Consider the following 11,811-nt stretch of genomic DNA (forward strand, 5'->3'; position numbering starts at 1 on the left):
CGAAAAGAAAGCGATCCCGCTTGTGCCGGGATCGGTCACATCACTAACGCGCATCCATCAGTTTGATGAAGCGGTCGAACAGGTAGGCGACGTCGTGCGGGCCGGGGCTCGCCTCGGGGTGTCCCTGGAAGCTGAAGGCCGGTGCGTCGGTGCGCGCAATGCCCTGCAAGCTGCCGTCGAACAAGGACACGTGAGTGGCGCGCAGATTGGCCGGCAGGCTGTCGGCATCGACGGCAAAACCGTGGTTCTGGCTGGTGATCATCACCTGGCCAGAGTCGAGATCTTTCACCGGGTGGTTGGCACCGTGGTGGCCGAACTTCATCTTGGCTGTGCGCCCACCGGAGGCCAGCGCCAGCAGCTGATGCCCAAGGCAGATACCGAAAGTCGGCACGCCCTTGTCGACGATGGTCTTGATCGCGCTGATGGCGTAGTCGCACGGCTCCGGATCACCCGGTCCGTTCGACAGGAAGACGCCGTCCGGATTCATAGCCAGCACCTCGTCGGCAGGCGTTTGTGCCGGCACCACGGTCAGGCGGCAACCGCGCGACGCGAGCATGCGAAGGATGTTGCGCTTGACGCCGAAATCGTAGGCCACCACGTGGTGCTTCGATGCGTCGAGCGCGCCGTAGCCGTCCGCGAGATCCCACTCGGTCTCAGCCCACTGCTGAGTCGCCTCGGCCGTGACTTCCTTCGCCAGATCCATACCAGCGAGGCCCGGAAAGGCGCGGGCAGCGGCCAGCGCCGCCTGGGTGTCGATCACACCATCTTCGCCCGCGGTAACGATGCACCCGGCCTGGGCGCCCTTCTCGCGCAACACACGGGTCAGACGACGCGTGTCGATATCGGCAATGGCCACCACGCCTTCGTCACGAAGGTAGGCGTCCAGTGTTTTGGACATACGCCAGTTGGAGGCGCGCAAAGGCAGGTCACGAATCACCAGACCGGCAGCGTGGATCCGGCCGGATTCCACGTCCTCGGCGTTCACACCGGTGTTGCCGATGTGCGGGTAAGTCAGCGTGACGATCTGCCGTGAATAGCTCGGATCGGTGAGGATCTCCTGATAGCCCGACATGGCGGTATTGAAAACAACCTCGCCCACGGTCTGGCCAACTGCACCGATGCCTTTGCCGCTAAAAACCGTCCCGTCAGCGAGGACGAGGATGGCGCGCGGAAATTGAGTCACGACGAAACTCCTGGTTCAACCGTTGATAGGATTTCAGCGCAACCGCGCGCTGCTCCACACGTGAAAAACGGGACAAGCCTAGCCGGCCCATCCCGCTCAGCAATCAACAAGAAAATTCGCCGAATTCTAGCTAAATTCGGCCTCGCCGGCAACGTCGGTAAAAACGCACGGGCTCAAAAATGGCGTCGCCGCTCGGTCAAATCGGTGCCAACGCTACGTCTGGCTCGACACTTGCCCAGATGGTGCCTCACCGCGCTGGCCGCGCCAGCACTGAACGGCGCAGGGCATTGCCCAACTGATTCAGGGCATCCAGCAATCCGGGCAGCGCTTCGCGGGCGCGCTCAATACTGCCTTCCCGTGCCGCGTGCTCGACCGCCTCTGCCGCTTCGAGCGACGGTGTCGCGCCAAAAACGCCAACCGACCCCTTGACGGTGTGTGCAATGGCGGCGAGCGCTGTCAGGTCTCCCGCGCCGGCCGAGGTCTTAAGCTTTTGAAGGCTGCTCGGAAAATCCGCAAAAAAGATATCGACCAATTGCTTCAAGGCACCTTCGTCGCCATCGAGCAATTGCCGGGTCTGATCCAGATCCATCACACTGACGCCACTGCTGCGCGTGGACATTTCCAACAAGGACAAATCGGGGTCGATCGTTTCCAGATCGGCCTCTCCAGACACTCTGGCAATGGCCGCGAACAGATCGGCCGGCTTGATCGGTTTGGTCACGTAGTCGTCCATGCCGGCCTCCAGGCAGCGCTGGCGATCGCCCGCCATGGCATGTGCCGTCATGGCAATGATCGGCAGCGACTTCCATTGACCCGCCATCGCCCAGCTTCGCCGTGCCTCGCGCGCCCGGATCGCTTGTGTCGCTTCGATACCCCCCATCACCGGCATCTGCACGTCCATCAGGATCAGATCGAACTCGCACGCCTCCAGCGCCTCGATGGCCTCCTGGCCGTTGCCGGCCACGGTCACGCGGTGGCCGGCCTTTTCCAGCATCTTGGTCGCCACCGCCTGATTGATCGGGTTGTCTTCGACCAGCAAGATAGTGCGACTATCGTCCCGGCCGTGGCTCAACTGGGTGAGCGTCAGTTCCGGGTCGAACTCGAACAGCTCTTCGCCCACGGTGCTCTGACCACTCAGCGCCGCGGAGAGCACCTCGCACACCTCGTCGGCAGAAAACGGCTTGATCAAGCGCGACGACAAGCCCAGATCCTTGCAGCGCGCCAGATCCTTCCGCTGGGTATGTGTAGTGAGCATCATCACGATCCGGTCGAGCCAGACCGTCTCGCCCTTGAGTCGCTCAGCCAGCGCGAAGCCCCCCGGCGACGCCATGCCGGAATCGGCCATCACAAAATCAAAGGGCACGCCGCTATCGCTCGCCACCTGCAACGCTCTTGCCATGCCGTCGCCCGTCTGGACGACCTCGCAACGCACGCCCCATCGGTCAAGCATCTTTGAAAGCATCTGCCCGAGCACCAAATTGCGGTCGGCGATCAGCGCGCGCCGGCCCCGCATCAGGCTGGCATCGGGCTGCGTGGCGGCGGCCACTTCGGGCAAACACATCGTAAAACGAAACTCGCTGCCAGCGCCCTCCTCGCTTTGCGCGCTCAACACGCCCCCCATCAAGCTCACCAAGCGCTGGCAAATCGCCAGCCCGAGGCCGGTGCCACCGAATTTACGCGTGGTCGAGGTGTCCGCTTGCGAGAAGGCCTCAAAGATCGACGCCAGCTTGGTTTGCGGAATCCCGATACCGGAGTCCTTGACCGACACGGCAAGCGTCGTGCCCACCCCGCTGCGCTCGACCCGCGTCACGCTGATCATGACCTGTCCGCGCGGCGTGAACTTGAGCGCATTACCAACCAGGTTGAGAAGAATCTGCCGGATCCGCCCAGGGTCACCCTTCAGCACCGAGGGCACCTCCGGGGCGATTTCGTAGGCCAGCTCCAGGCCTTGCTGATGCGCCCTCAGCGCCAAGGTTTTGGCCGTATCGGAGACGACGGAGCGCATCGAAAAATCGATGGCCTCCAGACCCATCTTGCCGGCCTCGATTTTCGAGAAATCAAGAATATCGTTCAGAATCGTCAGCAGCGCGTCGCCAGAGGCCTTGACGTTATTGAGGTACTCGCGCTGCTCGCTGTCGAGCGGCGTATCGAGCGCCAGCTCGGTCATACCGATAATGCCGTTCATCGGCGTGCGAATTTCATGGCTCATGTTGGCCAGAAATTCGCTTTTGGCGCGGTTGGCGTCTTCGGCGGCGTCACGCGCTTCGCGGAGCGCCTGCTCGTCAATGCGCTCCTGCGTCACGTCTCGGTAGGTGCCAAGCATGCGCGACCAGCGCCCGTCCGCACCTTTTTCGAAGGCTCGACCACGCCCCTGCAACCATCGCCAGTCATCCTTGCTGTCGCGGGCGCGGAAGGTGATCTCGAACGAATGTTTTTCGCCCCGCAGGTGCGCCAGCACCGCCTCGCGGAAGCTCGCCACATCGTCGGCGTTCATTCGCGAATAGAAGGCGGGGAAACCGCTAACGCTTTCGTCCTCGTCAAGTCCGAGCATCCGCTGCCAGCTCGTATCAACCTGAACGGCGTCCGTACGAAGATCCCACTCCCACAGGCCCATGTCGGTATTGCGCAGGGCCAGGCCCAGCCGCTCCTGAGCACCCGCCAAACGGTCGGCGCTCAGAGCACAGTTCTTTTCGCAGGCCGTCATGAACGCTGACAACAATGCGACCTGTTCGGCCGAGAAGCCCTGGCGCGTCAAGCACGCATCGACCGTTTCGCCCGACTGAAGCGAAAGATGTTCTTCAAGAAGCGCCTGAAAAGCTGGAGAGGCCACGCGGATAGATTTCCCGGATCACAATGGCGGCCCTAGCAAAAAAGCGGGCCATCACAAGCGCTATCGGCCTGATGCATCGCTACTTGAGTGCGATGCATCAGGTCGCCACTCTCATCAACGCAGGCCGAGAACGTCCTGCATGTCGAACAATCCCTTCTCACGCCCGGCGAGGAAACGCGCGCCGCGCAAGGCGCCCAGCGCGTAGGGCATGCGACTGCCCGATTTGTGGGTGATCTCGATCCGCTCGCCGATGCCCGCGAACAGCACCGTGTGATCACCCACCACATCACCACCGCGGATCGTCGAAAAGCCGATGGTCTCGTCTTTGCGCTTGCCGGTCACGCCTTCACGACCGTAGATCGCACATTGCTCAAGATCCCGACCCAGCTCAGCGGCTACAATTTCGCCCATGCGCAGCGCGGTGCCGGAAGGCGCATCGACCTTCAACCGGTGATGCGCCTCGATGACCTCGATGTCGTAGCCCTGATCGAGAATGCGCGCAGCCACTTCAAGCAGCTTGAAAACGGCATTTACGCCGACCGCCATGTTCGGTGCGAACACGACGGGAATACTCTCGGCGGCGCGCTGGATCTGGCCTTTTTGCTCGGCATTGAAACCGGTGGTGCCGATCACCATGGCCTTACCCAGCTGGCGCGCCACCTCAAGATGCCCGAGCGAGCCTTCCGGCAGGGTGAAGTCGATGACACAATCGGCCGCCGCAATGGCTGCGGCCACGTCGTCAGTCATGATCACGCCGCAAGGCTGGGCCACCAGCTCACCGGCGTCACGGCCGATGAACGGGCTGCCGACGCGGTCGAACACCGACGCCAGCACCAGATCGTCTGACTGTTGCACGGCCTCGATCAGCATCCGGCCCATGCGGCCGCTGCCCCCGGCAACGGCAATTTTGATTGGCTGAGGTGCGCTCACTTCTTCGCTTCCTGTGCGTCGGTCGAGGCCTCTGCCGCGGGTGTCGCCTCAGGGCCACTCAAGGACAGCGTGCGAATCCGGTTCTCGGTCGATTCAGGTTGCCCAGCGGCATCGCCGGCCACCACATCGCCTTCGACGCGCACCAGTTGATCGCCTTCGAAGAACACTGTCAGCACGCGCTGATCCGCTTCACCTTTGCCAGGCGCAAAGCGATAAACATAGTCCCAGCGGTCAGCATGGAAGGCATCCGACAGCAAAGGCGTACCGAGCGCAAAGCGCACTTGATCGCGGGTCATGCCTTTTTTCAGGTGCGACACCATGTCCTGAGTTACATAGTTTCCTTGGCGCACGTCGATGCGATAGGGGCTGAGATACTCAGTCACGCTGCAGCCGGCGATCAGCAGTGCCGCCGCCATTGCGGTCATCAATTTGGTTTTGGAGTGCATGGTCTGCTCAAGGAACGGCGTGGAATAACGCCCGAATTCTCAGGAAAAGGCAAAAAATATATCATACTGTCTCGCCCAACTTTTCGTGTTCCCCAACATCTGGCGGGCCGACACCGACATGCCATCAAATTCGCAGAGCCTCAAGAGCATGGGTCTGAAAGCCACTTTACCGCGGCTGAAGATCCTCGAACTGTTCCAGCACACCGATCAGCGCCACCTGACCGCAGAGGATGTCTATCGTCTGTTGATGAATGACGACATGGACATTGGCCTGGCCACGGTCTATCGGGTACTCACCCAATTCGAGCAGGCCGGGCTGCTCGAACGCCATCACTTCGAGTCCGGCAAAGCCGTGTTCGAACTGAACGAAGGCGCGCACCACGACCATCTGGTGTGTGTCGAATGCGGTGCGGTGGAAGAGTTTTTCGACCCCGAGATCGAAAAACGCCAGGTCGCCGTCGCCAAAGAACGCGGTTTTGCGGTGAAAGAGCATGCGCTGTATCTCTACGTCGAATGCCTGCGCAAGAACTGCCCCAACCGAAACAACAACGAAAAATAATCAAAGCAGGCGTACTTGGAAACCTTTCTGACGGCGACCGCTCTGGTCGCTGTCGCCGAAATCGGCGACAAAACCCAACTTCTCTCCTTCATGCTGGCCGCACGATTGAAGCATCGCAGCGCCATCATCTGGGGCATCCTCATCGCCACCGTACTCAACCATGCGCTGGCCGCTGCGGCGGGTGCCTGGCTGGCCCAGTGGCTACCGGAGGGCTGGCTGAAATGGGCCCTGGTCATCAGCTTTGTCGCATTCGGGCTGTGGGCGCTTCTCCCCGACACGCTGGACGACACCACCACCCCGCCCGCGCACACCGCGTGGCGGGTGTTCATGATCGCGCTGGTGGCGTTTTTTGTGGCGGAGATTGGTGACAAAACCCAGTTCGCGACCGTTGCGCTGGGCGCACGCTTTGATGGATTGACCTCGGTCGTACTTGGCACCACGCTGGGCATGATGATTGCCAACATACCGGCAGTACTGGTTGGCGAACGCCTGGCCCAGCGCCTGCCCGGTCACATCATGCGACGCGTCGCCGCGGCGGGGTTCATGCTCACCGCGCTGATCACCGCCCTCAACTGACTCAAGCGGTTGGCGTCAGGCCGAGGATTTCCGAGGCGTGCTGGCGGGTGGTGTCGGTGATATTGACGCCGCCGAGCATGCGGGCGATCTCATCGATGCGGGCTGCGTCGTCAAGCACGGCCACGGTACTCACCGTTTCGCCATCGCGCTGCGTCTTGGCGATGGACCATTGCCAGTTGGCCTGCGCCGCCACCTGCGGCAAGTGGGTCACGCACATCACCTGGCGCTGCACACCCAGCTCGCGCAGCATGCGACCAACGATCTCGGCCACCCGACCGCCAATACCGACATCCACTTCGTCAAAAATCAAGGTCGGCACCGCCGCAGCGCGACTGGTGATCACCTGAATCGCCAGCCCGATACGCGACAACTCACCGCCCGACGCCACTTTGGCCAAAGGCCGCACCGGCTGACTGGGGTTGGCGGCCACCTGAAATTCCACGGTTTCATTGCCATGCGCGCTGCCCTCCGGCGTCGGCAGCAAGGCAATGTCGAATTGGCCGCCGGTCATCGCCAGCGTCTGCATCGCGGCAGTCACCTGCTCAGACAAGGCCTTAGCGACCGGCGCACGCGCCGCACTCAAATCGGCCGCCAGTGTTGCGTAGGCGCGCTGCGCTGCCTCGGCTTTCTCTTGCAGGGCGACCGGATCGGCCTCCGAAAGCAAGGCGTCCAGACGGGCGCGGCGCTCGGCGAGCACATCCGCCAGAGCCTCGGGGCTGACCCGGTGTTTGCGCGCCATGTCGGTCACGGCCGCAATACGGGCTTCAATATCTGCTAGGCGTTCGGGGTCCGCCTCGACACGATCCCGATAGCGCCGCAGGCCGTGAACTGCCTCATCCGCCTGAATGGCCGCACTGCTGAGAAGCTCTTGCAGTTCTTGAAGTGTTGGGTCGATCGCCGCCAGTTCGGCAATCCGTACGGCCAAGCGCTCGAGTTCGCCAATCAGCGGCTGCTCGCCTTCGTCCAGCACATTGACCGCAGCCGACACGCCTTCGAGCAGCCCGGTGGCGTGACCTAACCGGGCGTGTTCGGCTTCGAGTTCGCGCCAGGCTTCTGCATTGAAATCGAGCGCGTCGAGCTCCTTCACCTGCCATTCGAGCAGTTCGCGCTCCTGCGCCACACCGGCGGCGTCAGCCTCGGCCCGCTGGCAGGCCTGACGAGCCTTTTGCCACTGCTGCCAGGCGGCAGCAACAGCCTTTACCTGGTCTTCCAGGCCTGCATAGGTGTCAAGCAAATTGCGCTGCGCATCAGCACGCAGCAAGGCGTGGTGAGCGTGCTGCCCGTGGATATCAGCCAGCCAGCCGCCGACCTCGCGTAATTGCGTGAGCGTGACACTCACACCGTTGATCCAGGCGCGCGAGCGGCCGGTCTGGTCGACCACGCGGCGCAGCAGCAAGCTGTCGTCGTCCACCTCGATGGCTTGCTCGTCGAGCCACTGCATCAGGTCGTCGGCTACCGGCAGGTCGAATTCGGCACTCATCTCGGCCCGCGCCTGCCCCGCCCGAACCACTCCGCTTTCGGCACGATCACCCATCACCAGGCCGAGCGCGTCGAGCAGGATGGACTTGCCCGCACCGGTCTCGCCGGTGAGCGCGCCAAAGCCTGCATCGAAATGCAGTTCGAGCGCATCAACAATGACGAAATCGCGGATATGAAGACGACGCAGCATGGATGGACCGTAGGGACGAAAAAACCGGTGTCAGGGCGTGCGCGGCGAGGCGCTCCAGTGGAGCTTCTCGCGCAGCATGGCGAAATAGCTGTAGCCGGGTGGATGAATGAGGCGGAGGTAATGCGGCGAACGGGTCACACGAATACTGTCGCCCGCCCGTGCATCGAAGCGTTCCTGACCATCGAAGTGCACCCGCGCGTCATGCGGCGCGAGCAATGTGATATCGATGGTGCAGCTATCGGGCAAGGTGATCGGGCGCGCCGTGAGCGTATGCGGACACAAGGGCACGAGCGCGATACCGACCATGTCGGGATGCAGGATCGGGCCGTTGGCTGACAGCGCGTAGGCCGTAGAGCCCGTCGGGGTGGACACGATCATGCCGTCGGAGCGCTGGGTATAGACGAACTCGTCGTCGATCCGCACATCGAATTCAATCATGCGGCCAATGTCGCCCTTGTTAACCACAACGTCGTTAAGGGCAACCGTATGAAACACGCTACGGGGCCCACGCTTGACGACCACATCAAGCATGAATCGGTGGGCCTCGACGCCTTCGCCGTCGAGAATTGCCCCCAGACTGACGTCCATGACCTCACGCGCGATGTCCGTCAGAAAGCCCAGCCGCCCTTTGTTGACGCCAACCAATGGCACACCATGCGCGGCCAGGCGCCGCGCGGCATTGAGCATCGTGCCATCACCACCCAGCACCACGGCCAGATCGGCGCCAGCGCCGATCTCTTCGTAAGTCGCCACGGCGAAGCCCGAACCGAGCCGGGTGGAACTTGCCGTCCCCTGCTCGATCAACACGTTCAGCCCGCGCTCGCGCAGAAAATCACCGATTTGCAGCACGGCGGCGGCCACATCGGGGCTTTGGTATTTGCCGATCAGAGCGATCGTCTTGAACGCAGGATTCATAGGGCAAAGATTAAACCACAAGAATCCGGGCGATTCGACGGCGCAAAGCATGACGCCGCCGACACTGCGCTAGGCACACGTGGCAGACTTACTTAAAATCCATGCCCGATGCGGACAACGAACACTATGGCTGAACTCGACGAACGCTCCAGAATCCTGCTCAAGACGCTGATCGAACGCTATATCGCGGACGGCCAGCCGATTGGATCGCGCGCGCTGTCGAAGCAATCCGGGCTGGAACTGTCACCGGCCACCATCCGCAACGTCATGTCGGATCTCGAAGAAGCGGGCTTCATTTCGAGCCCCCACACCTCGGCCGGCCGGATTCCGACCTCGCGCGGCTACCGCCTGTTCGTCGACAACCTGCTCACCGTCCGGCCCATGCACAAGGCGCAGATGCTCGAACTCAAGGAGCAATTGCAACCTGACCAGCCGCAGCGCCTAATCAGCGCCGCATCCAACCTGTTGTCGCAACTCACCCACTTCGCCGGCGTCGTGGTTTCACCGCGACGCGAGGTCGTGCGCATCCGCCAGATCGAGTTCCTCTCGCTGTCCGACACCCGGATTCTGCTGATCATCGTCACCACCCGCGGTGACGTACAAAACCGCATCCTGATCACTCAGCGCAAGTATTCGCCCTCCGAGCTGGTGACCGCAGCCAACTACCTCAATCATCAATACGCGGGGTTGGACTTCGACGATATCCGCAACCGACTCAAGGCCGAGCTTGAACAACTGCATTCAGACATGTCGGAGCTGATGACCGCCGCGGTGGATGTCGGCTCAAAAGCGGTCGAGGAATCTTCCCAATACATCCTGTCAGGTGAAACCAATCTGCTCGACGTGGAAGACCTGTCGTCCAACATGGTTCGCCTGCGCGAGCTGTTCAAGCTGTTCGACCAGAAAACCGGTCTGCTGCAATTGCTCAATGTGTCCAACCGGGCCGAAGGCGTGCAGATTTTCATCGGCGGCGAGTCGGGCCTGGCCCCACTCGACGAATGCAGCGTGATCACCGCACCTTACGAAGTCGATGGCCAGGTCGTCGGCTCGCTGGGCGTGATCGGCCCGACCCGCATGGCCTACGAGCGCGTCATCCCCATCGTCGACATCACCGCGCGCCTGCTCTCGAGCGCGCTGTCGTCCAACAATTGAACCCGCTTTTCCGGAGACATCTTGATGGCCCGTTACCGGCCTGAACCGACGCATGCTCACGGCAGCACACCGCGCATTGGCGTCTTGCTGGTCAACCTCGGCTCGCCCGAGGCGCCCACCGCAGCCGCCGTGCGCCCCTACCTCAAGCAGTTTCTGTCCGACCCTCGCGTGGTCGAGATCCCCCGGCTGGCATGGTGGCCTATCCTCAACCTGATCATCCTCAACACCCGCCCCGCCAAGTCTGCCGAAAAATACGCATCCATCTGGACCGATGAAGGCTCGCCGCTACGCGTGCACACCGAACGTCAGGCCAAGTTGCTGGCCGGTTTCCTGACCGAAGCGGGACATCACGACGTGAAAGTGGACTGGGCCATGCGTTACGGCCAGCCTTCCATCCCCGACCGACTCGATGCGCTGCGCGCTGCGAGCTGCGACCGCATCCTGCTCGTGCCGCTCTACCCGCAGTACGCCGGCAGCACGGTCGGCAGCGTGATGGACGAGGTCGCCAGCAGTATTCACGCCTGGCGCAATCTGCCCGAACTGCGCTTCATTCGCAGCTACCACGACGACCCCGGCTACATCGCAGCGCTGGCCGCCAGCGTGACCGAGCACTGGGCCAAAAATGGCCAGGCCGACCGCCTGATCCTGAGCTTTCACGGCGTGCCGCGCTACACGCTGGACCAAGGCGACCCCTACCACTGCGAATGCCACAAGACCGCCCGCCTGCTGGCCGACGCGCTGGACATCGCGCCCGAGCGCGTGATGCTCACCTTCCAGTCACGCTTCGGCAAGGCCGAGTGGCTCAAGCCCTACACCCAACCCACACTCGAAGCCCTGCCCAAGCAAGGCGTTCGCTCGGTTGACGTGATGTGCCCAGGCTTCTCGTCAGACTGCCTCGAAACGCTGGAAGAGATCGCCATGGAGTGCAAGGAAGCCTTCCTCACCCACGGCGGCGAGCGCTTCCACTACATCCCCTGCCTGAACACCCGCAACGACTGGATGCATGCGCTCACCGCACTGGTGATCCGCCACGCCGGCCACTGGCTTGCGGCCGACCCCCGCCGAAGCACAGCGGATCGTCAGGTGGGCAAGGCACGCGCCATCGCTCTCGGCGCCAAGAACGGAGACGCGAAGTGAATGTGACGCTGATCGCGCGCTGGGCGCTCAATGCGGTGGCCTTGATGCTGGTGCCCGAGTTGGTGGACGGGCTGGAGGTGACCTCCTACACCACGGCGCTGATCAGCGCCCTGCTGCTCGGTCTGGTCAACGCCCTGATCCGCCCGGTGCTGATCCTGATCACGCTGCCGATCACGGTGCTGACCCTGGGCATCTTCACCCTGGTCATCAACGGACTGCTGTTCTGGCTGGTTTCCGGGCTTGTCGCGGGATTGCTGGTGCCGGATTTTTCCACGGCATTCTGGGGGGCACTGGTCTACAGCCTGCTCACCTGGGTGGTCAGCATGGCCTTGTCGGACGGAAGTAAAACGGTGCGCGTCAGCGTCAATCGCTGGCCGCCAGACGGGCGGGGCTGAGTCAGCCCGGCTCCTTCCA

General features: G+C 62.4%; 11 protein-coding genes. 5 read left to right on the forward strand and 6 right to left on the reverse strand.

Annotated features, from left to right (window positions below; translation table 11 throughout):
* Nucleotides 1–43 precede the first annotated feature (43 nt).
* The 4 genes from carA to FHP91_RS06325 form a co-directional block, all read right to left on the reverse strand.
* Nucleotides 44–1,183, reverse strand: coding sequence for a glutamine-hydrolyzing carbamoyl-phosphate synthase small subunit (gene carA / locus FHP91_RS06310; RefSeq protein WP_144308788.1), 1,140 nt, complete (start codon nt 1,181–1,183; stop codon nt 44–46).
* A gap of 247 nt (nt 1,184–1,430) precedes the next feature.
* The gene (locus FHP91_RS06315; RefSeq protein ID WP_144308789.1) at nt 1,431–4,013 is read right to left on the reverse strand and encodes a response regulator; all 2,583 of its coding nucleotides are present in this window, start codon (nt 4,011–4,013) and stop codon (nt 1,431–1,433) included.
* 114 nt (nt 4,014–4,127) lie between these two features.
* The gene (gene dapB, locus FHP91_RS06320) at nt 4,128–4,943 is read right to left on the reverse strand and encodes a 4-hydroxy-tetrahydrodipicolinate reductase (protein ID WP_281281772.1); all 816 of its coding nucleotides are present in this window, start codon (nt 4,941–4,943) and stop codon (nt 4,128–4,130) included.
* Nucleotides 4,940–5,389, reverse strand: coding sequence for an outer membrane protein assembly factor BamE (locus FHP91_RS06325; RefSeq protein WP_246116235.1), 450 nt, complete (start codon nt 5,387–5,389; stop codon nt 4,940–4,942). Before FHP91_RS06325 ends, dapB begins: the two co-directional genes overlap by 4 nt.
* Before the next feature lie 118 nt (nt 5,390–5,507).
* Here FHP91_RS06325 and fur point away from each other — a divergent pair, with 118 nt between their 5' ends.
* On the forward strand, nt 5,508–5,948 hold the full coding sequence (gene fur, locus FHP91_RS06330; RefSeq protein WP_144173008.1) for a ferric iron uptake transcriptional regulator: 441 nt from the start codon (nt 5,508–5,510) through the stop codon (nt 5,946–5,948).
* Between the two features lie 15 nt (nt 5,949–5,963).
* Nucleotides 5,964–6,524, forward strand: a complete 561-nt coding sequence (locus tag FHP91_RS06335) for a TMEM165/GDT1 family protein (protein ID WP_144308790.1) — start codon at nt 5,964–5,966, stop codon at nt 6,522–6,524.
* 1 nt (nt 6,525) lies between these two features.
* Here FHP91_RS06335 and recN read toward each other — a convergent pair whose 3' ends face one another.
* Nucleotides 6,526–8,193: a DNA repair protein RecN gene (recN, locus tag FHP91_RS06340; protein ID WP_144308791.1), complete on the reverse strand. Its 1,668-nt coding sequence runs from the start codon at nt 8,191–8,193 to the stop codon at nt 6,526–6,528.
* Between the two features lie 30 nt (nt 8,194–8,223).
* A complete protein-coding gene (locus FHP91_RS06345) occupies nt 8,224–9,108 on the reverse strand; it encodes an NAD kinase (RefSeq protein WP_144308792.1) in 885 nt (294 codons plus the stop codon).
* Between the two features lie 126 nt (nt 9,109–9,234).
* Here FHP91_RS06345 and hrcA point away from each other — a divergent pair, with 126 nt between their 5' ends.
* The 3 genes from hrcA to FHP91_RS06360 are packed head-to-tail and all read left to right on the forward strand — an operon-like array spanning nt 9,235 to nt 11,792.
* The gene (gene hrcA, locus FHP91_RS06350) at nt 9,235–10,260 is read left to right on the forward strand and encodes a heat-inducible transcriptional repressor HrcA (RefSeq protein ID WP_144308793.1); all 1,026 of its coding nucleotides are present in this window, start codon (nt 9,235–9,237) and stop codon (nt 10,258–10,260) included.
* A gap of 24 nt (nt 10,261–10,284) precedes the next feature.
* Complete coding sequence (gene hemH, locus FHP91_RS06355) at nt 10,285–11,397, forward strand: ferrochelatase (protein WP_144308794.1); 1,113 nt, start codon at nt 10,285–10,287, stop codon at nt 11,395–11,397.
* Nucleotides 11,394–11,792: a phage holin family protein gene (locus FHP91_RS06360; protein ID WP_246116236.1), complete on the forward strand. Its 399-nt coding sequence runs from the start codon at nt 11,394–11,396 to the stop codon at nt 11,790–11,792. The genes hemH and FHP91_RS06360 overlap by 4 nt, the downstream gene beginning before the upstream one ends.
* Nucleotides 11,793–11,811: the final 19 nt, after the last annotated feature.

This window comes from Denitromonas halophila (assembly GCF_007625155.1).
Classification (GTDB): domain Bacteria; phylum Pseudomonadota; class Gammaproteobacteria; order Burkholderiales; family Rhodocyclaceae; genus Nitrogeniibacter; species Nitrogeniibacter halophilus.

Excerpts from the sequence above, each read along its gene's own strand:
- FHP91_RS06325 (WP_246116235.1), bottom strand. The coding sequence starts at position 5,389 with ATGCACTCCAAAACCAAATTGATGACCGCAATGGCGGCGGCACTGCTG.
- fur (WP_144173008.1), top strand. The coding sequence starts at position 5,508 with ATGCCATCAAATTCGCAGAGCCTCAAGAGCATGGGTCTGAAAGCCACT.
- recN (WP_144308791.1), bottom strand. The coding sequence starts at position 8,193 with ATGCTGCGTCGTCTTCATATCCGCGATTTCGTCATTGTTGATGCGCTC.
- FHP91_RS06345 (WP_144308792.1), bottom strand. The coding sequence starts at position 9,108 with ATGAATCCTGCGTTCAAGACGATCGCTCTGATCGGCAAATACCAAAGC.
- hrcA (WP_144308793.1), top strand. The coding sequence starts at position 9,235 with ATGGCTGAACTCGACGAACGCTCCAGAATCCTGCTCAAGACGCTGATC.
- hemH (WP_144308794.1), top strand. The coding sequence starts at position 10,285 with ATGGCCCGTTACCGGCCTGAACCGACGCATGCTCACGGCAGCACACCG.